The 20508-nt window shown below is 70.9% G+C and carries 19 protein-coding genes; 13 read left to right on the forward strand and 6 right to left on the reverse strand.

Annotation, left to right across the window (positions count from 1 at the left end; all coding sequences use genetic code 11):
• Positions 1-12 precede the first annotated feature (12 nt).
• Positions 13-2457, reverse strand: coding sequence for a M14 family zinc carboxypeptidase (locus tag KIK09_RS14695; RefSeq protein ID WP_308164097.1), 2445 nt, complete (start codon positions 2455-2457; stop codon positions 13-15).
• 113 nt (positions 2458-2570) lie between these two features.
• Here KIK09_RS14695 and polX point away from each other — a divergent pair, with 113 nt between their 5' ends.
• The 3 genes from polX to KIK09_RS14710 all read left to right on the forward strand — a co-directional run bounded on the left by polX (position 2571) and on the right by KIK09_RS14710 (position 6105).
• Entirely contained in the window at positions 2571-4253 is a 1683-nt protein-coding gene (gene polX / locus KIK09_RS14700) for a DNA polymerase/3'-5' exonuclease PolX (protein ID WP_214319757.1), read from the forward strand.
• Between the two features lie 302 nt (positions 4254-4555).
• Positions 4556-5143 carry a DUF4240 domain-containing protein gene (locus KIK09_RS14705; RefSeq protein WP_214319758.1) on the forward strand — a complete coding sequence of 196 codons (588 nt, stop codon included), beginning with the start codon at positions 4556-4558 and terminating at the stop codon, positions 5141-5143.
• Positions 5144-5418: 275 nt separating this feature from the next.
• Positions 5419-6105 (forward strand): hypothetical protein, encoded by a 687-nt coding sequence (locus tag KIK09_RS14710; RefSeq protein ID WP_214319759.1) that lies wholly within the window; start codon positions 5419-5421, stop codon positions 6103-6105.
• Here KIK09_RS14710 and KIK09_RS14715 read toward each other — a convergent pair.
• Both KIK09_RS14715 and KIK09_RS14720 read right to left on the reverse strand, forming a co-directional pair.
• Positions 6094-6822 carry a short-chain dehydrogenase/reductase gene (locus tag KIK09_RS14715; protein WP_214319760.1) on the reverse strand — a complete coding sequence of 243 codons (729 nt, stop codon included), beginning with the start codon at positions 6820-6822 and terminating at the stop codon, positions 6094-6096. The two genes, KIK09_RS14710 and KIK09_RS14715, sit on opposite strands and share 12 nt — an antisense overlap.
• Positions 6823-6830: 8 nt before the next feature.
• The gene (locus KIK09_RS14720; RefSeq protein WP_214319761.1) at positions 6831-7616 is read right to left on the reverse strand and encodes an SDR family NAD(P)-dependent oxidoreductase; all 786 of its coding nucleotides are present in this window, start codon (positions 7614-7616) and stop codon (positions 6831-6833) included.
• Positions 7617-7713: 97 nt separating this feature from the next.
• On the opposite strand from KIK09_RS14720, the gene KIK09_RS14725 reads away from it, so the two are divergent.
• The 3 genes from KIK09_RS14725 (at position 7714) to KIK09_RS14735 (ending at position 10987) form a co-directional block, all read left to right on the forward strand.
• A complete protein-coding gene (locus tag KIK09_RS14725) occupies positions 7714-8259 on the forward strand; it encodes a PadR family transcriptional regulator (RefSeq protein WP_214319762.1) in 546 nt (181 codons plus the stop codon).
• 84 nt (positions 8260-8343) lie between these two features.
• Positions 8344-9390: a sulfite oxidase gene (locus tag KIK09_RS14730; protein ID WP_214319763.1), complete on the forward strand. Its 1047-nt coding sequence runs from the start codon at positions 8344-8346 to the stop codon at positions 9388-9390.
• 121 nt (positions 9391-9511) lie between these two features.
• Entirely contained in the window at positions 9512-10987 is a 1476-nt protein-coding gene (locus tag KIK09_RS14735; protein WP_214319764.1) for a WS/DGAT/MGAT family O-acyltransferase, read from the forward strand.
• Here KIK09_RS14735 and KIK09_RS14740 read toward each other — a convergent pair.
• Positions 10925-11470, reverse strand: a complete 546-nt coding sequence (locus KIK09_RS14740) for a TetR/AcrR family transcriptional regulator (protein ID WP_214319765.1) — start codon at positions 11468-11470, stop codon at positions 10925-10927. The genes KIK09_RS14735 and KIK09_RS14740 overlap by 63 nt on opposite strands.
• Before the next feature lie 131 nt (positions 11471-11601).
• Between KIK09_RS14740 and KIK09_RS14745 the strand changes: the two genes are divergently transcribed.
• Both KIK09_RS14745 and KIK09_RS14750 read left to right on the forward strand, forming a co-directional pair.
• On the forward strand, positions 11602-12117 hold the full coding sequence (locus tag KIK09_RS14745) for a TetR/AcrR family transcriptional regulator (protein ID WP_250573186.1): 516 nt from the start codon (positions 11602-11604) through the stop codon (positions 12115-12117).
• Positions 12114-13628, forward strand: a complete 1515-nt coding sequence (locus tag KIK09_RS14750; RefSeq protein WP_214319767.1) for an MFS transporter — start codon at positions 12114-12116, stop codon at positions 13626-13628. The genes KIK09_RS14745 and KIK09_RS14750 overlap by 4 nt, the downstream gene beginning before the upstream one ends.
• Positions 13629-13757: 129 nt before the next feature.
• Here KIK09_RS14750 and KIK09_RS14755 read toward each other — a convergent pair whose 3' ends face one another.
• Positions 13758-14717, reverse strand: a complete 960-nt coding sequence (locus KIK09_RS14755) for an alpha/beta hydrolase (protein ID WP_214319768.1) — start codon at positions 14715-14717, stop codon at positions 13758-13760.
• Between the two features lie 35 nt (positions 14718-14752).
• Between KIK09_RS14755 and KIK09_RS14760 the strand changes: the two genes are divergently transcribed.
• The 4 genes from KIK09_RS14760 (at position 14753) to KIK09_RS14775 (ending at position 17544) form a co-directional block, all read left to right on the forward strand.
• A complete protein-coding gene (locus KIK09_RS14760) occupies positions 14753-15679 on the forward strand; it encodes an aldo/keto reductase (protein WP_214319769.1) in 927 nt (308 codons plus the stop codon).
• Positions 15680-15750: 71 nt separating this feature from the next.
• Entirely contained in the window at positions 15751-16074 is a 324-nt protein-coding gene (locus KIK09_RS14765; protein WP_214319770.1) for a hypothetical protein, read from the forward strand.
• A complete protein-coding gene (locus tag KIK09_RS14770; protein WP_214319771.1) occupies positions 16071-16670 on the forward strand; it encodes a collagen-like protein in 600 nt (199 codons plus the stop codon). Before KIK09_RS14765 ends, KIK09_RS14770 begins: the two co-directional genes overlap by 4 nt.
• A gap of 43 nt (positions 16671-16713) precedes the next feature.
• The gene (locus KIK09_RS14775; protein WP_214319772.1) at positions 16714-17544 is read left to right on the forward strand and encodes an NAD-dependent epimerase/dehydratase family protein; all 831 of its coding nucleotides are present in this window, start codon (positions 16714-16716) and stop codon (positions 17542-17544) included.
• A 425-nt stretch (positions 17545-17969) separates the two neighbouring features.
• Here the strand turns inward: KIK09_RS14775 and KIK09_RS14780 are convergent, their stop codons facing one another.
• Positions 17970-18983: a polyprenyl synthetase family protein gene (locus KIK09_RS14780; protein WP_214319773.1), complete on the reverse strand. Its 1014-nt coding sequence runs from the start codon at positions 18981-18983 to the stop codon at positions 17970-17972.
• A 147-nt stretch (positions 18984-19130) separates the two neighbouring features.
• Here KIK09_RS14780 and KIK09_RS14785 point away from each other — a divergent pair, with 147 nt between their 5' ends.
• On the forward strand, positions 19131-20507 hold the full coding sequence (locus KIK09_RS14785; RefSeq protein WP_214319774.1) for a cytochrome P450: 1377 nt from the start codon (positions 19131-19133) through the stop codon (positions 20505-20507).
• The last annotated feature ends 1 nt before the right edge of the window (position 20508 follow it).

Genomic DNA, 20508 nt, shown 5'->3' on the forward strand with positions numbered 1-20508 from the left:
CAGGGGTCTCGGCTAGCGGGCGGCGTCCGAGGCGGTGGCGGTCCAGTAGAGAGCCCTGGCCACCTGGGGGAACAGGGCCTTGGGGTGGTTGCGGAACATGGGCTCCGTGCCGAACAGGACCGCGGCGGCGCCACGGGCCGAGCGGCCCGAGACGACGGCCGCCTGGCCCTTGGCGGCGTCCTGACCGCCCGTCCCGTCGTCGTCGGGACGCCAGTGCCCCGAGACGAACGAGTCGTAGGTCTGGTCGGCCCGCACCCCGGCGCCCAGGCCGGTGAACCAGCGCGGGGAGTAGACGAAGCTGTAGTCACCGGACGTGAGCCGGACGACGCCGTTGGCGTCCGAGCGGCCCGCGACCGCCTTGACAGGCAGCAGGGCGGTGGCCGCGTTGAAGGCCGCGCCGGTGGCGCCACGGGTGACGACGCCACCGCTGGTCAGGTACGCGTCGAGCGCCGCCTTGGCCGTCGGGTTGAGCGCGCCGTAGTTCAGGCCTGACGAGACGAACAGCACGTCAGTAGAGCTCCAGTCGTAGCCCGCGTTGAGCACGGCCGTCGACACCGGCGTGACCGTGAAGCCCATCTCGCGCAGCGTGAACAGGTCGTCGGCCGAGGCCGCCGCCGTGATGCGGACGGGCGCCAGGGTGGCGCCGCTCGCCGTACCGGATCTGGCGAAGCGCACGCCGTACCGGTCGGCCACCTCGCGGGCGGCGGGGCGGGCGCTGTCGGGCACGACGGCACGGCCGTCGGCGGTCCAGGTGACCTGGACGCCGCGCCCGAGCAGCGCGTTGAGCGCGATCACGTCCTTCTCGTCGGTGAGCTGCAGCGCGAGCGGCCCGTGGCCCGGCGGGACGAAGCCCGTGGGAGCCGCGGCGCGCACCGGCTCGGCGACCAGCCGGTAGTCCGGCAGCGGCTGGACCGTGGCTCCCCACAGCAGGGCGTGGCTCCAGCCGGAGATGTCGTACATGGCGTTGACGCGCGGGCTGATGTCCTGGCCGGGCTCCAGCATGACGTTGGCCAGGCCGCGCTTGGGCTGGTGCATGTCGACGACGTAGGTGCCCGCCGGGTACGTCCTGCCGCCCGATCGGAAGGGCAGGACCGCGCGCCCGACCGCGACGTCGTTGGCGATCAGGTGGTCGACGAGCCTGGCGGCCGCCGGGCTGCCCGCGGTGATGGCGTAGGCGCGCGGGAACGTGGTGTTCCACTGGTCCTCGGGGCCGAACCCGGGCACGGTCCCGAGCGGGACGACCCTGGACGGCTCGCCGGCGGCGCCGCGGCGGAACACCTCGGTCTGGTCGCCGACCAGCCTGTCGTGGTTGGCCGTGACGAAGGAGTACGTGGCCCGGATCGCGGCGGAGGCGATGTTCACGTTGATCTGGGCGCGCCTGCGCAGTTCCTCCACTGGGAGCGTGTTGTAGGCGGCGTTGTTGACCTGCATCGGGAACTCGATCGTGTGCGCCGCGACCGTGCCGTGGAAGGGCGCGTACTGCGGGGTGAAGATCGGCGGCCAGTCGTCCCAGCCTTCGTCGGAGTCGCGGAAGGGGATCTGGACGGGGAAGACGCCGTCCTTCTCCGGCGTGTAGCCGAGCCCGTTGATCGCCGCCTCGATGCCGAGCCCGTTGGGGTAGGCGTTGCGGATGAACAGGTCGTACTCGTAGTTGGCGCCGTGCGGCGGCGTGGTCGGCTCGACCAGCGTGCCATTGACGTAGCCGTGCAGGTCGATCATCGTGACCGGCTGGGTGTCGATCATGATCTGCCGCATGGCGCGGTCCTCGGGCTGCGAGGCGGTCACGAAGTCGCGGTTCAGGTCGAAGCCGTTGTCGTTGGCGCGCTTGTTGCCGACCCTGCCGTCGGGGTTGGCGGTGATGTTGAAGTACAGGCGGGTGGTCCTGAGCAGGTCCCCGGCCGCGGGGTCGGTGGCGAGCTCCTCGATCACGCGCAGGGCCGCGTCGGTGCCCTCCCACTCGTTGCCGTGGATGTTGGCGTTGATGTAGATCGGCGCCTTGTACCGGTCCTTGGAGATCTGGTGGCCCGATCCGATGCGGCGGCGGAGGCTGTCCTGCTCGCGGGCCTGGGCTGCGGTCTCCGGGGCGGTCACGGTGACCAGGTAGAGGTCGCGGCCGCCGGCCGACCTGCCGATGATCTCGGCGCTGACGCGGTCGCTCCTGGCCTGCAGGTCGTTCAGCCTGGCGGCGATCGCGTGGTGCGGGATCAGGCCGAGCTTGATCGAGGCGTCGTTCGGGTTCTCGGGTGGGATCGGGAGCTGGTTGTGGCGCGGATAGCCGCGGGTGTGGTCGAAGGCGGGGACCGGCGTCCCGGCCGTCCTGGCCGCGAGGGTCGCGGCCTGCTCGGGGATGAGCGCCGCCTCGTCGTTGCGGTCCGGGCCGTTCCCGAAGTCGCGTACGGCGGGCGAGGGCGTCGGCGTGGGTGCGGCGGTAGCCGTACCGGGCGAGAGGAGCAGCACGGATAACAGAGGAAGGAGGATGCTCTTTCGCATGATCGAGCCTGTCACGAAGATCGGTGATCCTCAACCGTCGGCCTTGGGGATCTGTCGGCCCCAACCTCTAAGGTTGGGGCATGGCACGGGCAAACGATGAAGCGGCCGCGGCGCTGCAGGAATACGCGGAGCTGTTCGCGCTGACCGGGGGCGACGCGTTCCGGGTGCGCAGCTACCAGAAGGCCGCCAAGGCGATCGCCGGCTTCCCCGAGGACATCTCGGAGGTCGACGTGCGCGGGGTGCCCGGGGTCGGCGAGGCGATCGCCAAGAAGATGGAGGAGTTCCTGCAGCGCGGGAGCTTCCGCCAGCTCGACGACCTGCGCGGGCGGGTGCCCGACGGGGTGCGGCGGCTGACCAGGGTGCCCTCGCTCGGGCCGAAGACCGCGATCATGCTCTACGAGGAGTTCGGCATCGACTCCCCCGCCGCGCTGTCCGAGGCGATCGGCGACGGCCGGCTCGAGGGGGTCAAGGGGCTCGGCCCCAAGACCCTGGCCAACCTGCTCAAGGGCATCGAGCAGCTGGAGCAGTCGGGCCGCCGGGTCCACATCGGCGTCGCCACCGCGCTGGCCGAGCAGGTGATGGCCTCGCTGGAAGCCGACAGGATGGCCTACGCCGGGTCGCTGCGCCGCATGAAGGACACGATCGGCGACATCGACATCCTGGCCGTGGCGCCCGAGTCGATCATGGAGTCGTTCCGCGGCCAGCCGTACGTGGCCGAGGTCATCGCGGCGGGCGACAAGAAGACCTCGGTGCGCACCACCTCGGGCATCCAGGTCGACCTGCGGGTGGTGCCCGCCGAGTCGTGGGGCGCCGCGATGCAGTACTTCACCGGCTCCAAGGAGCACAACGTGGCGATCAGGGAGATCGCCGTGAAGAAGGGGTGGAAGCTCTCCGAGTACGGCCTGTTCGAGGGCGAGCGGGTGATCGCCTCGGAGACGGAGGAGGAGATCTACGCCGCGCTCGGCATGCAGTACGTCCCGCCGACGCTGCGCGAGGACGGCGGCGAGGTGCGCGCCGCGCTGCACGGCGAGCTGCCCGTGCTCGTCGAGCTGAAGGACCTGCGCGGAGACCTGCACACGCACACCGACCTGACCGACGGCATCGCCTCCCTGGAGGACATGGTCGCCGCCGGCCACGCCCGCGGCTACTCCTACTACGCCGTCACCGACCACGCGCCAGACCTGGTCATGCAGCGGATGACGCTGGACAAGGCGCTCGAACAGCGCGGCCAGATCGCCGTGCTGCAGGACAAGTACCCGGACATGCGGATCCTGCACGGCACCGAGCTCAACATCGCCCCCGACGGCTCCGTCGACTGGCCCGCCGACGTGCTGCGGGACTTCGACATCTGCGTCGCCTCGGTGCACTCGCACTTCACCCAGTCGCGCGAGGAGATGACCCGCCGCTTCATCGCCGCCTGCGAGAACCCCTACGTGGACATCATCGGCCACCCCACCACCCGCAAGATCGGCAAGCGCCCCCAGGTCGACGCCGACTGGGACGCCGTCTTCCGCGCCGCCGCCCGCACCGGCACGGTCATGGAGATCGACTCCTTCCCCGACCGCTCCGACCTTCCCGCGGACCTGGTACGGCTGGCCAAGCACCACGGCGTCAAGTTCTCCATCGACAGCGACTCCCACGCCATCCCCCACCTGGCCCACCAGCGCTTCGGCATCGGCATCGCCCAACGCGCCTGGCTCACCCCCGACGACGTCATCAACACCTGGCCCCTCGAAAAGCTCCTGGCCTACATCCGCCCCTGACCTCGTCTTCTGGAAGCGCTCAACGGCCCTTGCTTTTGTCAGCGCTTTCGCGCGATCAGCCGCGGGCTGTCCTCATGGGGGAGCCGAGCTCCCCCAAACCCCCTTGCCCGAAAGGACACCTCACAGGCACCTGACCGACCGGCACGACGTCAACGACACAACGCTCCAGCTTCCTTGCACCCCTGCGGCGTGAAGAACCACAACCAGGTGGATCGCGCCAAGACTCCAGCCGCCTTGATGAACGCCCGTCGCAGGACGCCACATCACCGCAATATGTCGGAACCGGATGGCAGAGTGCGTCCGTGAACATCACCGACTTCTGGCAGCTCATCGACGCGGCCCGCGCGGAGGCGGCCCAGTCGTCCTCCAACCGGGAGGATGCCATCGCCCTGGCCCTGGTGGACCGGCTGGCCGCCACCTCGAAGCAGACGATCTTCGAGTATGAGGACATCTTCGACCAGCTTCACAGGGCTCTCTACCGATGGGACATCTGGGCTGCTGCCTACCTGATCGGGGGAGGCTGTTCGGACGACTCCTTCATGGACTTCCGCGCCGGCCTGATCGCACAGGGCCGTGACTGGTACGAGAGGGCAGCCGCGTCGCCGGACACCCTCGCCGATCATCCCGACGTCATCAGTGCCGCAGCCCAGGGTCACGACATGGCACTGTTCAACGAACTGGTCAACTACGTGGCCGCGTACGCCTATAAGCGGATCAACGGCGACGAGGCCGACTGCACCTTCAATGACGACTACGCCAAGTTCCGCTCCGCGCGGCCGGACCTCGAACCGACAGACATGGGCGAGGACTTCGACTTCGATGACGCCTCGGAAATGCACACGCGCCTACCACGATTGGCGCGCCTGTTCCTGACACCCGTCGAGAACTGAAACTTCCGTCGGATCCGCGCCTGGCTCAGGCAAGACACAGGGCTTGGCCCAGGAGCCCGGCGCCGGAGGGCCACGATTGCTCGTCCAGACTCGGGCAGCATGTCCGGGACTGTCCGATCACCGCCCCGACGAGCAGATCCCGCCGGGGCGGTTGCTGCAGGTCTGTGGCTTCTGCTGGGCGGACAGGAGGCTAGATCCACCGTTTCCGGAACATACCCGCATGTCCGACCCTGGGTTGATGTGTTGCGGGTGGGTGGGCTCGGAGAATCAGGGGCGTGAAGATCTGGGCGAGGGTGTTGGCCGGCGTGGGTGTGCTGGTGGCGGCCGGGGTTGTGGTCGCTGTGCAGGCGTATCCGTCGGTGGCGGCGACGGCGTGTCCTGGTTGCTATGACCTGGCCGAGGCGGCTCCGGGTGTGTATGTCGAGGAGGGGCAGGACGGGGCGCGAGCGGTCGAGGTGGCCAGAGTCGCCAGGGAGCGGGTTCGGGGGTTCTACGGGTCGTTGGTGAGTTCTCCTCGGTTGCTGGTGTGTGTGACCGACGCGTGTTATCGGCGGATCGGGGGCGGGGGTGAGCGGGGTATCGCGGTGATGAACCAGGCGGTGATGCTGTCGCCGCGTGGGATCGATCCCGTCATCGCCTCTCATGAGATGTCTCATGTCGAGTTGCACGCGCGTGGCGGGAAGGTGCCGCAGTGGTTCGACGAGGGGCTGGCTGTCGTGGTCTCCGATGATCGGCGGTATCTGGCCGCGCCCGATCCCGCCGACCCGAGCGGGCTCACCGCGCAGGGCTCGCGTGATCGGTGTCTGGTCCGTACGGCGGGGCCGCTGCCGGACCGGCTCGACGGGTGGCTGCGGGCCGCGTCGGCGGACCGGCAGGTGTACGCCAAGGCGGCCTGCCGTACGAACCAGTGGCTGGTGGCCAACGGCGGGAGAGACGGGCTGCTCAGGTCGCTAGGCCGTTGAGGCGCCGCCGTCGACGGTGACGATCGTGCCGGTGGTGTAGGCGGAGCGGTCGGAGGCCAGGTAGGCGACCAGGTCGGCGATCTCGCCGGGGGTCGCGGGGCGGCCGAGCGGGAAGGCTGCGGCGGCCGCGCGGAAGCGTTCGCTGGTCGCGATGAGCTTGTCGATGCGTTCGGTCTGCACGGGGCCGGGGTTGACGCCGACCACGCGGACGCCGTCGTACAGGCTCTGGCCGCCCAGCGCCTTGGTGAAGGCCATGAGGGCGGCGTTGGCCGTGGCGCCGCAGATGTAGTCGGCGGTGGGGCGTTCGCCGGCGGCGCCGATGACGTTGACGATGACGCCGCTCCCGCGGGCCTTCATGCGAGTGTAGAAGTGGCGGGTCAGGTCGATGTAGCCGTGGACCTTGAGGTCCCAGGCGTGCCGCCAGGTCTCGTCGTCGATCTGGTCGAGCCGCCCGGCGGGGATGTCACCGGCGTTGTTGACCAGGACGTCCACCTCGTGCTCCGCGAGTGCGGCGCGCGCGGCGGGGTCGCGCAGGTCGAGGGCGTGCACGGTGGTCCGCGTCGGGAGTGAGGCGGCCACCTTCTCCAGGGAGGCGCGGTCGCGGGCCACCAGGTGCAGGTCGCAGCCTTCGGCGGCGAGCGTGGTGGCGATGGCGGCGCCGATGCCCTTGGACGCCCCGGTGATCAGGGCGGTTCTGCCGTGTAGTGCCAGGTCCATGCTGATCCTCACAGTCCGAGGGCGCCGACGAGCAGCCGGTCGCGTAGTCCGATGGGCAGGTGGGACAGGATCGCGGCCAGCCGGGCGTCGCGGCCGGTGACGTAGCGGGGCCGCGGGCGGCGCGCGGTGACGGCGGTGGCGATGACCCGGGCGACGCGCTCGGTCGGGGCGTAGGTCTGCTTGGCCATGGCCGCGTCGAACTTGGCCAGCTGGTCGCGGTAGAGCCCCGCCGGATAGCCGCGGCGGGCCTGGGCCGCCTTGGCGAAGATGGGCGTGTCGAGCGCCCCCGGCTCGACCACGACCACCGGGATCCGCCAGGCCGCGAGCTCCACGCGCAGCGCGTCCGACAGCGACTCGAGGGCGGCCTTGCTGGCCGAGATGGGCGCCATGTACGGCAGGGCCGTCCTGGCGCTGGCCGCGCTCACGTTCACCACCCGGCCGCCGCCCCGGCGCAGCAGCGGCAGGAAGGCCCTGGTGACGGCCGCCGGGCCGAAGACGTTGACCGCGAACTGGCGGCGCAGTTCCTCGTCGGGCACCTCCTCCAGCGGCCCGTCGACGATCACTCCGGCGTTGTTGATCACGGCGTGCAGGGCGTTCTCCGTCTCGGCGATCTCAGCCGCGGCGGCCTCGACGGAGGCGGGATCGGTGACCTCCAGGACCACCGGGCGGGTCCCGTCGGGTGCACGTGCGGGGTCGCGGACTCCCGCGTACACGGTGTAGCCGCGTGCCAGCAGCTCTCGGGCGGTAGCCGTACCGACTCCGCCCGAGGCGCCGGTGAGAAGCAGCGCGCTCATGCCTGAACCTCACATGGATCGAAGGACATGTACTAAGGGACATGTCTAGAGGGACACCGTCGGCGTGTCAAGATGGTCATGTCGAAGGGAGGGGCGGGTGTCACTGCGCCACGCACTGCTCGGAATGCTGGCCGAGGGGCCGGCCAGCGGCTACGACCTGGCCGGGAACTTCCTGCGGATGCTCGGACCCGTGTGGCCCGCGCAGCACCCGAAGATCTACGCCGAGCTGGCGCGGCTGACCGATGACGGGCTCATCGAGGTCGACAGCAGGGGGCCGCGCGGGCGCAAGGCCTACCGGATCACCGAGGCGGGGCTGGCGGAGGTGCGCCGGTGGCTGTCGGACGGGGACGTGGACCACACACTGCGCCTGGAGCCGGTGCTGCGCTCGTTCTTCTTCTGGCTGATGCCGCCCGAGGACCTGGACGCCCACCTGGCCAGGGAGGAGGAGTTCTTCTCCGCGACGGCGGCCGCCTACCGGGAGTACGCGGCGGCCAAGGACCGCGGCGAGTTCGGCGACGCCCCGCACACCAAGTCCGCGCGCCTCGCGATCGAGGCGGGCGTCCGCCTCTACCAGGCCCTGGCCGACTGGGCCGCCTGGGCCAGGGAGCAGGACCCGGGCAACCACGAGGAAGCGCGACCGTAAGCCGCGAGATTCAGCCACGGAGTGCCTCACGCAGGATTAAATGGTTTCCTGGTAGGGAATTATTGTAAGAGGAGGTGCGGCCCCATGACGCAGGCCCTGGCGACGATCGTCAAACCACTGCCCGAGCACCTGTTCATCCGGCGCGACCTCAGCGCCGAGATGCGCTGGGAGGCGATGGCCGGGCAGGGCTACCACACTCCCGTCGACCGCTTCTTCGTCCGCAACCACACCCATACCCCGCTCATCGACGCCGCGACCTGGCGCCTGCGCCTGCACGGCCCCGGGCTGCGATATCCGTGCGAGTTCGGCTACGACCAGGTGCGCGCGATGCCGTCCAGGACGATGGACGTCGCGATCGAGTGCACGGGCAACGGCCGCCGCTTCTACCGCACGCAGCAGGGGATCCACGCGCCCGGCATGCAGTGGGGCCTGGGCGCGATCGGCGTGGCGCGCTGGCGCGGCGTGCCCCTGCGCTACGTGCTGCAGCAGGCCGGCATCCGCTCCGACGCGGTGGACCTCCTCCCCCAGGGACTGGACGCGCCCTACGAGCACCACGGCCACGTGCGCAGGCCGCTGCCGGTCGCCAAAGCCATGGACGACGTGCTGGTGGCCTATGAGATGAACGGCGGGCCGCTGCCGCCCGACCACGGATTCCCGGTGCGCCTGGTGGTGCCAGGATGGGTGGGAATCGCGTCCATCAAATGGCTCGGAGATATAGAAGTCGCCACCCGTGAACTGTTCTCCCCATGGAACACCGAATTTTATCCCGACGTCACCACGATGCCGGTGAAGAGCGCATTCGAACTGCCGTGGGACGCCAGACTGGAAGCGGGCAGGGCGCACATCCTGCACGGCAGATCCTGGTCGGGCAATGGCCGCATCACCCGGGTCGAGGTCAGCGTGGACGGTGGCCAGACCTGGCGCAGGGCGGAGCACCATGGAAAGCACCTGGTCGGAGCCTGGCTGCCGTGGCACATCAGCTGGGCGCCGCGCCACGTGGGGCCGCACCTGCTGATGGCCAGGGCCACCGACGAGTCGGGACACACCCAGCCGCCGGTCACGCCGCACCACCCGTTCGGCTATCACTTCGACGCTGTCGTGCAACACCCCATTCAGGTTGTTCGGGGATAGACAATTGTCACCGATCGGGGCTGAGCTGCGTTTTCGCCGAACGCGTGTCCGGAGCTGCTGAATTCATCTGTAAGACTCGCGCGGAAACCTTTCAGAAACGCAGCCGTGTAAGGGTGATGAGATGCGCCAGTTGACCGCGCTCGACGCGCAGTTCCTGAACGCCGAGTCCGAGACGACCGCCGCCCACGTGGCGGGACTGGCCGTGCTCGACCCGGCCGACGGGGCGGTCGACCGCGAGGCGCTGGCCCGCCTGCTGTCCGAACGGGTCCACCTGTCCCCCGCGCTCAGCCTGCGCCTGGCCGAGGTGCCGCTCGGCCTCGACCGCCCCTACTGGACCGCCGATCCCGGCTTCGACCTGTCCAACCACCTGTTCGAGACGTGGCTGCCCGCGCCGGGCGACGAACGGGCGCTGGCCGCCGAGGTGGCCGCGATCCACGCCCGCAGGCTGGACCGGGCGCACCCGCTGTGGGAGATGCACCTGATCCACGGCCTGGCAGGCGGCCGCGTCGCCGTCTACACCAAGGTGCACCACGCCGCCATCGACGGCGTCTCCGGCGCCGAGACCCTGGCCACGCTGCTCGACCTGTCGCCGGAGTGCCGCGCGGTCGAGCCGGTGGAGGAGGACCAGGAGGGCGCGCCCGACCTGCTCGGCATGCTGACCGGCGCGGCCGTGCGCGGCGCCACGTACCCCGTGCGGGCGCTGGGCTCGCTCGCCCGGGCGGCCGGCGACCTGGACGCGATCCCGCTGGCCGGCACGCTGCCCGGCGCCCGGCTGATCGCCCGGACCGCGCGCCTGCTCACCGGCGACCGCAAGCCCCGCGCCGAACTTCCCCGCCTGACCGCGCCGCGCACCCCGCTCAACGGCCCGATCAGCGGGCGGCGCGAGTTGTCGTTCGGCTCGGTGCCGCTCAAGGACGTCAAGGCCGTGGCCAGGGCGCACGGGCTGAGCGTCAACGACGTGGTGATGACGCTCTGCGCGGCCGCGCTGCGGGCCTGGCTGCAGGAGCGCGACGCGCTGCCGGAGGAGCCGCTGCTGGCCGCCGTCCCGGTCGCGGTCCGTACGGCCGGCGCCCGCGACGTGGTCGGCAACCAGATCTCCGCCATGGCCGCGCCCATGGCCACCGACATCGCCGATCCGCACGAGCGGCTGCGCACGATGGGCGCCACGATGCGCGCGGCCAAGCGCCGCTTCGCGCAGGCCCCGGCGGACTGGCTCGGCGAGCTGTGCTCGATCCTGCCCGCCCCGGTCACCTCCATGGCCACCCCGGCGGTGTTCCGGCTGGCCTCGGTGGCGTTCCCGCCGATCAACCTGATCATCAGCAACGTGCCTGGACCGCAGTTCCCGCTCTACCTGTGCGGCGGGCGGGTGCTGTCGTACTACCCGATGTCGGTGCTGACCGACCTGAGCGGCGGGATCAACATCACCTGCTTCTCCTACGACGGCATGCTCGACTTCGGCATCGTGGCCTGCCCCGAACGGGTCGACGACGTGTGGAGCCTGATCGGGTTCCTGCGCAAGGCGCTGGACGAGCTGCTAGACGAGCGAGTGGGCGATGAGCTCGGCGACCGCGTCGGGGTCGATCTGGTGGCCCGTTAGCAGGCAGAGGTTCTCCTGGTAGAGCAGGACGGCGGCGAACGTGGCCGCGGCCACCTCCAGCCGCGCCGCGTCGCCCCTGCTGCCGGGCAGCGCCAGTTCCAGGGCGAAGCGGGCCCGTCTGATCAGCTCGCCGTTGAGCCGGCCGAGCCGCTCCTTGACCGAGCCGTGCGTGTCGGCCTCGCGGAACAGGATGCGCCGCATCGCCGGTGAGGCGCGCAGCGGAAGCTTGCGCGCCAGCTTGGACAGCGTGCCCGCCGGGTCGCCGGGCACGGCGTCGACCTCCCTGCTCTCCTCGACCAGCGTCCGCTCGTCGATGAGCGCCACCAGCACGTCGATCTTCTTCGGGAAGTAGTGGAAGACCAGGCCCTTGGGCACCCGGGCGAGCTTGGCGATGACGGCGGTGGGCGTGGCCTCGTAACCACCGCCGGCGAACAGCTCCTCGGCGGCGTCCAGGATGCGCGTGCGCGCGTCACCGATGACCACAGCCGAACCATAACGCCCCCGGCCCCACCAGGACCATCCCGCGCGGGCGAGATGGCAGTGATGTATCGTCTGAGACGAAATTGTCGCAAACGAGACGGGGCTGTGTGATGACGGCGAGCCGTGAACAGATCATGAGCGCGGCGATCCAGCATCTCAACAAGGACCCCACGGCCTCGATGGCCGAGCTGGCCGAGGCGGTCGGGGTCAGCCGCGCCACGCTCCACCGGCACTTCAGCAGCCGGGAGGAGCTGATGATCGCGCTCGGCCACTGCGCGCTCGACCACTGGGAACGCGTGCAGGACGAGGCCTGCATCACCGACGCCGCCGATCCGGAAGCCGCGCTGCGTGCCCTGCTGCTCGGCCTGATCGGCTGCGCGGACGAGTACGGCTTCGGGCTCACCGACCACGCCATGGGCACCGACCCAGAGCTGCTGCGCCGTTCCGACGAGCTGGAGGAACGGGAGATCGCCTTCTACGTCGCCGCCCAGCGGGCCGGGGTGATCAGGGCCGACCTGCCGCCGCGCTGGGTCAGCAACACCGTCTACGGCCTGCTCGTGGCCGTGCGCGAGAGCCTGCGCCGCGGCGACGTCGCCAGGCGGGACGTGCCACGGCTGCTCATCGACACCTTCCTGCGAGGGACCTCATGACCGTCGTCGCCACGCCCGTCCGGCGGCGGTGGGCCGGGCTCGCCGTACTGTCCGCGAGCCTGTTACTGGTCGTCATCGACATCACGCTGCTGAACGTGGCGCTGCCCGCGATCTCCGCGGACCTGCGGCCCGGCGCCGTCGCGCTGCTGTGGATGGTCGACGTCTACGCGCTGGTGGTGGCCGGGCTGCTGGTCACCGTCAGCGCGCTCGGCGACCGGTGGGGTCGCAAGAAAATGCTGATCACCGGGTTCGCCGTGTTCGGCGCGGCCTCGACGGCGATCCTGTGGGCGCACAGCCCGGGCGCGGTGATCGCGGTCAGGGCGCTGCTCGGCGTGGGCGGCGCGATGATCATGCCGTCGACGCTGTCGATGATCAGGACCCTGTTCACCGACGCCCGCGAACGGGCCACCGCGCTCGGCGTCTGGGCGGCCATGGCCGCCGTCGGCAGCGCGCTCGGGCCGATCCTGGGCGGGCTGCTGCTCGAGCACTTCAGCTGGCAGGCGGCGTTCCTGGTCAACGTGCCCGTCATGGTCGTGGCGATCGTCGCGGGCGTGTTCCTGCTGCCCGAGTCGCGCAACCCGCGGCCCGGCCGCTGGGACGCCCTCGGCACGCTGCTGTCGATGGCCGGCATGGTCGCGCTGGTCTACGCGATCAAACGCATCAGCGAGTACGGCCTGGCCGACACGATCTCGCTCGTCTCGGCCGCGGTGGCCGTGGCGGGACTCAGCTGGTTCGTCGCCCGGTGCCTGCGGCGGCCCGATCCGCTGCTGGAGATCCGGCTGTTCCGGCGCCCCTCCTTCAGCGCGGGCACCATCACGGCGCTGACCACCGAGATCGCGATGGCCGGGATGATGCTGCTGCTGGCCCAGTGGATGCAGCTGGTGCAGGGATACTCGCCGCTGGAGACCGGGGTGCGGCTGCTGCCCGCCGCGCTGGCCGCGCTGGTCGTCTCGCCGCTGGCACCCTCGATCGCCACGCGGGTGGGGGCCAGGGTGGTGCTGGCGGGCGGGCTCGTGATCGTCGGGCTCGGGCTCGCCGTGGTGGCCCTCGGCCCGCTCGGCTACCCGGCGGTCGCGGTGTCGCTGGTGTTCATCGGGCTCGGGATGGGGTCGCTGGCGATCGCGTCGGCGGTCATCATGGCCGGGGCGCCGCCGGAGAAGGCGGGCAGCGCGGCGGCCATCGAGGAGACCAGCTACGAGGTGGGCGGGGCGCTCGGCGTCGCGGTCCTCGGCAGCATCGCGGCCGCCGTGTACCGGTCCGGGCTGCCGGTGGACGCGCTCGCGGCCCAGGGCGTCACGGGGGCGGCGGTCTCGACGGTCAGGGAGTCGATCGGCGGCGCCCTGTCCGTCGCCTCCCAGGCGGGGTCCGGGCTCGCGGCTCTGGCTCGGCAGGCCTTCACGGAGTCGCTCGCGGTGACGTGTGCGGCAGGTGCCGGGCTCGTGCTGGTGGCGGCGGTCGCGGTCTGGCTGCTCACGCCCCGGGATCTGGATCTGTCGTCCTCGCACCACTGACCGGTCGTGGCTCGGGTTCCCGCTTGGACGGCTTCCTCGGGTCGTGGCGGCGAGCAACCCGGCGGATGCATGCGTGCCGCTGGGTGCGGCGGGACGGGGCGTCGGCGGGCGGCGGTAGCCGTACATCCGTCACGGCCGCGGGGGGACGCCGATGGCGGCGAGGAGCGTGGGCAGGGCGCGGTGGAGTTCTGCCTGCCACGTGGTGTGGTTGTGGCCGCCGCTGGAGAAGTGGGTCTCGACGGGGATGTGCAGGGTCCGCAGGCGGGCGGTGAAGGCGCGGGCGGCGCGGTTGGCGAGGTCCTCGACGAGGTCTCCCCGGCCGGCGGCGACGTAGAGGCGCACGCCGCGCAGCTTCGCCGCCTGGTCGTAGGGGTTGTGGGCGCGCCAGATCGCGCGCTGCTCGTCCGGGTCGCCCCAGATGCGCTTCCAGTCCGTGCCGAGGCAGCCGAGCGTGGTGCCCGCCATGACGGCCTGCGGGACGCCGGGCTGCAGGATGTCGACGGCGCCGCTGAAGGAGGCGGCGGCCTTGAAGTAGCCGCGGGCGGCGTAGAGCATGGCGCCCTGGCCGCCCATCGAGTATCCGGCCACGGCCCGCCGCTGGCCCGCCCGATAGCGGGACTCCAGCAGGGGCAGCAGTTCCCGCAGGTGATAGTCGGCCCAGCGCGGCGGGCCGCCGCGGCCGCGGTTCCACCAGTCGGAGTAGCTGCCGCACCTGCCGCCGTCGGGCATCACGACCATCACGCCCAGCCCCCTTGTCAGGCGGTCGACGTCTGTCTTGGCGGTCCAGGTGGCGTAATCGTCGAGCCCGCCGTGCAGCAGCCACAGCACCGGCCAGTCGCGGCGGGACTCCCAGCGGTCCGGCAGCAGGAGGCGCACTTTCGTGGTGGTCCCGAGCGCCTCCGACCGGATCGTGAGCTCCATACGGCGCCCATCGGGCCGCTGCTCGTCCACCACGACCGCCTTCGACGGCACAGGCTTGGGGGATGTTTCCGGACCCGTACGGCGGGCGAGCAGACCCGCGACGGCGAGGCCGAGCGCGGCGACGGCCGCTATCACGCCGATGAGGCAGCCACGAGACCGGGGCTCCATCGAGCCTCCCTGTTGGATGCGCGGATAATAGCGGGATGAGATCGATTGGCACCACGGCTCTGTCCGTTTTTCCGATATGCCTCGGCACCAACGTCTTCGGCTGGACCGCGGACAAGGAGGCCGCCTTCGCCGTCCTGGACGCCTACGTGGCCGGCGGCGGCAACTTCATCGACACCGCCGACGTCTACCCGGCCTGGGCCACGGGCGAGTCCACGTCCGAGACGATCATCGGCGAGTGGATGGTCAAGCGCGGCAACCGCGACAAGATCGTGCTGGCCACGAAGGTGGGCATGCTCCAGGGCCTGCAGGGGCTGGCGCCCAGGACGATCCGCACCGCGGTGGAGAACTCGCTGCGGCGCCTGCGCACCGACCGCATCGACCTGTACTGGGCGCACGTCGACGACCGCGACACGCCGCTGGCCGAGTCGCTGGCCGCCTTCGACGCGCTGATCCGCGAGGGCAAGGTCCGTTACATCGGCGCCTCCAACTACGACGCCGTCCGCCTGGCCGAGGCGCTGCGGATCTCCGACGAGGAGGGCCTGGCCAGGTACGTGGCGCTCCAGCAGCCCTACAACCTGGTCGAGCGCGGCTACGAGGGCGCGCTGCGCGAGGTGGCCTCCCGCGAGGGCCTGTCGAGCACGCCGTACTTCGGGCTGGCCCGCGGCTTCCTGACGGGCAAGTACGCGCCGGGCGTGCCCGTGGACAGCCCGCGGGCCGGGCAGGCCTCTGAGTACCTGCGGACCGAGCGCGGCCCGAAGGTGCTCGACACGCTGGCCAAGGTGGCCGCCGAGCGCGGCACCGAGCCTGCGGCCGTCGCCCTGGCGTGGCTGGCCGCCCAGCCGACGGTCACCGCGCCCATCGCGAGCGCCAGGAACGTCACCCAGCTCCAGGCGCTGCTCGCCGCCACCACGGTCACGCTCGGCCGGGACGAACTCGCGCTCCTGGACACGGCCTCGACATAGTGTAGTTGCGGAACGTTACCGATGGATTACTATTAGCGATCCTGGCCGTTCCCCCTGTCCCGGAGTCCACCATGGCCGAAGAGCCATCGACGGGCGAGCTCGCGCGCCGCCTGGCCGACCTCCAGCGCGCGCTCCCGAGGCTGATGTCTCAGGAGTTATTCGTGGCCGAGCAGCGAGCTGTCGAGCGCCGCTTCACCACCGTCGAGCGCGACCTCGAGGACCTCGAGGATCGCCTCGGTGGCGAGATCAAGTCGCTGCTGGCGCGCCTGGAGGCGCGCGAACGCGACCGCGGCGCCAACTGGCGGCAGAGCGTCTACGCCGGGGTGATCCCGGCGGCGCTGCTGCTGGTGTCCCTGTTGGTCCAGATCTGGCTGACCGCGAAGGGCACCGCGTGAGTACCAGCAGGTTCCGCCTGACGCGCCGCGACCTGGCGCTCTTCGTGACCATCGCCATCCTGATGGCCCTGGCCCTGTGGGTGTCGGCCGCCATCCGCGAGCTCGGCGCGCAGTTGCAGGCCGCGCAGCATGACCGCGAGATCCTCTTCCAGCAGGTGCGGCAGCTCGGCGGCGTCCCCAAGGTGGGCGAGCGGGGCAGCCGGGGGCTTCCCGGCCTGCCCGGATTGCGCGGGTTCCAGGGTCCGGCCGGGCCTCAGGGGTTGCCCGGCTCACCCGGCTCACCTGGACCGGCCGGATCGCCCGGGCCCACCGGGTCGCCAGGACCTTCGGGGTCCCCCGGACCCGCCGGGCCGCCCGGGCCGCCGGGGCCCGCGGTCTACTGCGTGCCGGGGTCCGCGGGGGCGGGGTGGCGGTGCGGTGCGAGTCCGCCTGCCGTACCGCCGGGGACGGTTCCGCCTGCCGCCAGGGTGGTACCGACGCCGACGCCGACGCCGTCGTTGACTCCTAGCCCGACGCCTTCCGGTGAGTGCGGGCTGGCGCTGCGCAGGACCTCGCTGATCAATCTCTGCCTGCTGTCTCCCAGTCCTCGCCCGTAGGTTGCTACGGTTCGCAGGGAAGTCTCGGCGGCGAGGAGGGCGAATGTCCAGAGTCTGCGTGACCGGCGCCGCGGGAACGGCGGGCCGCGCCATCGTCCTCGACCTGCTGGCCCACGGCCACGAGGTCGTCGCCACGGACCTGAGGACCGCGGGCGGCGAGGACGTCATGCAGGCCGACCTCACCCAGTACGGCGCGGCGGTCGAGGTCCTGACGGGGGTGGACGCCGTGGTCCACATGGCCAACATCCCCGCCCCCGGGCTGCGCACCCCGGCCACCACCTACGCCGACAACACCACGATGAACGCCAACGTGTTCCTGGCGGCCGCGCAGCTCGGGCTGAGCCGGGTGGTGTGGGCCTCCAGCGAGACGACGCTCGGCCTGCCGTTCGACACCCCGCCCCGCTACGCGCCCGTGGACGAGGACCACTACCCGTACCCGACCTCGACCTACGCCCTGTCCAAGGTCGTCGGCGAGACCACGGCCGCGCACGTCGCCGAGTGGTCCGGGATCCCGTTCGTGGGGCTGCGCTTCTCCAACATCTTCACCGAGGACGACTACGTCCACGTGCCCGCCTTCTGGTCCGACGCGCGCTCGCGGCGCTGGAACCTGTGGGGGTACATCGACCACAGGGACGTGGCGACCTCGTGCCGGCTCGCGCTGGAGGCGCCGCTCACCGGCGCGAGCAGCTTCATCATCGCCGCCGCCGACACGATCATGAACCGGCCGTCGGCCGACCTCATGGCCGAGGTCTATCCCGGCGTGCCGATCAGGGGCGACCTTCCCGAGTACGGCACACTGCTGTCGATCGCCAGGGCCCGCGAGTCGCTCGGCTTCACCCCCGCCCACTCCTGGCGCGACCACCTCCCCCACTGACCACCACCTCTTCTCTTGCAGCGAGCCTCCTTCTTCTTTTGCAGCGAGCCTTCTTTCTTGTACGGCGAGCCGCACCACCGGCCGCCCGCCGCACTTCGGCTCAGGACCCGCGCCCGGCGCTTCCGGCGAGTCGAGGCCACTTACCCGCCGCTACGACGCCTTCTGGGCGTGGATCCCGGGGGCACCATTCCAGGAGACCCCCGAGCCGGAGCGCGGGCGTTCCCGCGGAGGGTCGACTGAGCGTGGATGTTGTCCAGCAGGACGAACGGCCGCAGCGCGGGCACTATCGAGCAGGACGAGCGGCCGCAGCGCGGGCGTTCCCGCAGAGGGCCGACGGTCCGAGCGCGGGCGTTGTCGAGCAGGACGAACGGCCGCAGCGCGGGCGTCGTCGGGTAGGGCCGGTGGTTCGGTGTCGGCCTTGAGGGCTAGTGGGTGCGGTGGACCAGGGCCGCGCACAAGGCGTGCAGGGAGTCGGCCTCGGGCAGCGTGTCGCGCAGGGTGGTGAGCGCGGCGGTCAGGTGGGACTCGGCCAGGTCCAGGGCCGTGGCGCGCCCGCCGGCGCGCTCGATGAGCTCGGCCGCTTCGCGGTGATCCTCGTCCGAGGTCTCCACACCGAGCAGGGCGGCCAGCTCCGGGCTCACCGGCAGAGCGGCCAGCACGGGAAGGGTCTTCTTGGCACGCCGTAGATCGCTGTAGACAGGTTTGCCCGTCTGCGAGGGATCGCCCCAGATGCCCAGCAGGTCGTCGGCGATCTGGAACGCGACACCCAGGTCGCGCCCCATCTGCCACATCGGCTCCGCCAGCGACGGCGCCCCGCCCAGGATCACGCCCAACGACGCGGCGGCCGCCAGCAGCGAACCGGTCTTGCCCGCCGCCATCTCGGTGTACTCGGCCACCGTCACCGCCTCGGGACCGATCCAAGGCCGGTCCTCGAAGGCCATGTCCAGCGTCTGCCCGTGCACCAGGTCGATCAGCGCGCTGGACAGGTACCGCCCCGCCAGCGGATCCCCCTCCCGCGCCAGCCGCCCGATCGCCAGCGCCAGCAGCGCGTCGCCCGCCAGGATCGCCGGCCCCACCCCGTAGGCCTTCCACAGCGCCGGCCGGTGCCGGCGCCGCTCGTCCCGGTCGATGATGTCGTCGTGCACCAGCGAGAACGCGTGCACCAACTCCACCGCCACGGCCCCCGGCAACGCCGCCTCCGCCGTCGCGCCCACAGCCTCGGCCGCCAGCATCGCGATCGCCGGCCGCAGACTCTTCCCCCCGTCCCCCTCATACGGCCGTCCGTCCACGTCAGCCCACCCCAACGTGAACGAGGCCATCCGCTCCCCCCACGGATGCAGCCCAGCGATCGCCTCCCGCAGCGCGGGCTCGGCCAGCCGCCGCACCCTCAGCAGTTCGTCCTCCCCGGACCAAGATGTACGCGAGTGCCCAGGATCCATCGGGTGCTCCTACCTTGTCCGATCTTGAGATACCACAGACGATCATGTGATACTTACCCAGAGAAACTACTTTTGTCCTGAAATATCCGGCATATGAGACCGGGACTTTGCGCTGCCGAGGCCGCACAGGGTGGGGAGATCGCGACCTTGTCTCTTGACATCGAACCCATCGAGACCAGGACCTCACGAGAGTTACCCTTCCACCGGGTCGTACCCCGCCTGCTCAAGGATCCGGTGACCGAGCTGGCGAAGATGGGCTGCGAGAACGACGGCCGCATCGTCCGCCTCAATGTGGGACCGTTCCGCCCTTACCTGGTGTCCCACCCCGACGACGTCCAGAAGGTGATCAAGACCGACTGGGAGAACTTCGTCAGAGCAGGCATGTTCTGGAGGCCCGTCTGGCGCGTGACCGGCCGGGGCATCGTCGGCGAGGGCCTGGACTGGGAGACCAGCAGGCGCATCCTGCAGCCGCTGTTCACCACGCGCTACATCGCCTCGCTCGGCCGCCAGATGGCCGACGTCATCGCCGCCGGCGTCGCCGAACTGGACGAGCCCGCCCGCGCCGGGCAGCCGGTCGACAGCGCGCTCCACATGAACAGGATCGTCAACCGGGTCATCATCCAGGTCCTGTTCGGCGGGCGGATCCCCGCCGAGTTGGGCGAGCGGCTGGCCCCGGAGTTCACCACCTGCGCGAGCTCGATCGCCTTCCGCCTGCTGCTGCCGACCGTCCCCTACTCGGTCAGGATCCCCGGCGACCGCGCATTCCTGAGGGCACTGAAGCAGATCGACGACATCATCTATCCGCTGATCGACGCCGCCATGCGCGAGAGCTCCGTCGAGGGCGACGACGTGCTCTCGCACGTGCTGCGCGCGCGTACGGCCGGCGGCCTCGGCGCCGACCTGCGCAGGCAACTGCGCGACGACGTGGTCAGCATCTACGGCACCGCCTCCGAGACCACCGCGATGTCGCTGACCTGGCTCTGGAGCGTTCTGCACGACCACCCTCAGGTGATGACCAGGCTGCGCGCCGAGATCGACGAGGTGGTCGGCGCCGGACCCGTGCAGCCGGAGCACATTCCCCGGCTCACCTACCTGCATACGGTGCTGCAGGAGCTGTTGCGCGTGTACCCGGCCGCCTGGCTGGTCCCCCGGCAGGTCAAGCAGGACACGGAGCTCGGCGGCGTGCGCATCGGGAGCGGATCCCAGCTGCTCATCAGCCCCTACACCACCCATCGGCTGGAGGAGTTCTGGGAGCGTCCGCTGGACTTCGACCCGGGCCGATGGGATCCGGACAAGGCCGAGCGCCGGCACCGCTACGCCTACTTCCCCTTCGGCGGCGGCCCGCACGTCTGCCTGGGCCAGCACCTGTTCTACATGGAGGCACCGCTCGTGATCGCGAACATCCTCAGCAGGTACCACACGGAGGTGGCAAACCCGCAGCCGCTGACCCCGGCTCCGGGAGCCTCCGTGCGGCCCAAGGAGCAGATCCTGCTGACGCTGCGCCCGATCCACCAGACGCGGTAGC

This window comes from Nonomuraea sediminis, assembly GCF_018531495.1.
GTDB lineage: Bacteria > Actinomycetota > Actinomycetes > Streptosporangiales > Streptosporangiaceae > Nonomuraea > Nonomuraea sediminis.

What these genes read in the sequence shown, in the direction of transcription:
- polX (WP_214319757.1), top strand. Translation starts at nt 2,571, where the DNA reads ATGGCACGGGCAAACGATGAAGCGGCCGCGGCGCTGCAGGAATACGCG.
- KIK09_RS14715 (WP_214319760.1), bottom strand. Translation starts at nt 6,822, where the DNA reads ATGGACCTGGCACTACACGGCAGAACCGCCCTGATCACCGGGGCGTCC.
- KIK09_RS14720 (WP_214319761.1), bottom strand. Translation starts at nt 7,616, where the DNA reads ATGAGCGCGCTGCTTCTCACCGGCGCCTCGGGCGGAGTCGGTACGGCT.
- KIK09_RS14730 (WP_214319763.1), top strand. Translation starts at nt 8,344, where the DNA reads ATGACGCAGGCCCTGGCGACGATCGTCAAACCACTGCCCGAGCACCTG.
- KIK09_RS14735 (WP_214319764.1), top strand. Translation starts at nt 9,512, where the DNA reads ATGCGCCAGTTGACCGCGCTCGACGCGCAGTTCCTGAACGCCGAGTCC.
- KIK09_RS14745 (WP_250573186.1), top strand. Translation starts at nt 11,602, where the DNA reads ATGAGCGCGGCGATCCAGCATCTCAACAAGGACCCCACGGCCTCGATG.
- KIK09_RS14750 (WP_214319767.1), top strand. Translation starts at nt 12,114, where the DNA reads ATGACCGTCGTCGCCACGCCCGTCCGGCGGCGGTGGGCCGGGCTCGCC.
- KIK09_RS14755 (WP_214319768.1), bottom strand. Translation starts at nt 14,717, where the DNA reads ATGGAGCCCCGGTCTCGTGGCTGCCTCATCGGCGTGATAGCGGCCGTC.
- KIK09_RS14760 (WP_214319769.1), top strand. Translation starts at nt 14,753, where the DNA reads ATGAGATCGATTGGCACCACGGCTCTGTCCGTTTTTCCGATATGCCTC.
- KIK09_RS14765 (WP_214319770.1), top strand. Translation starts at nt 15,751, where the DNA reads ATGGCCGAAGAGCCATCGACGGGCGAGCTCGCGCGCCGCCTGGCCGAC.
- KIK09_RS14775 (WP_214319772.1), top strand. Translation starts at nt 16,714, where the DNA reads ATGTCCAGAGTCTGCGTGACCGGCGCCGCGGGAACGGCGGGCCGCGCC.
- KIK09_RS14780 (WP_214319773.1), bottom strand. Translation starts at nt 18,983, where the DNA reads ATGGATCCTGGGCACTCGCGTACATCTTGGTCCGGGGAGGACGAACTG.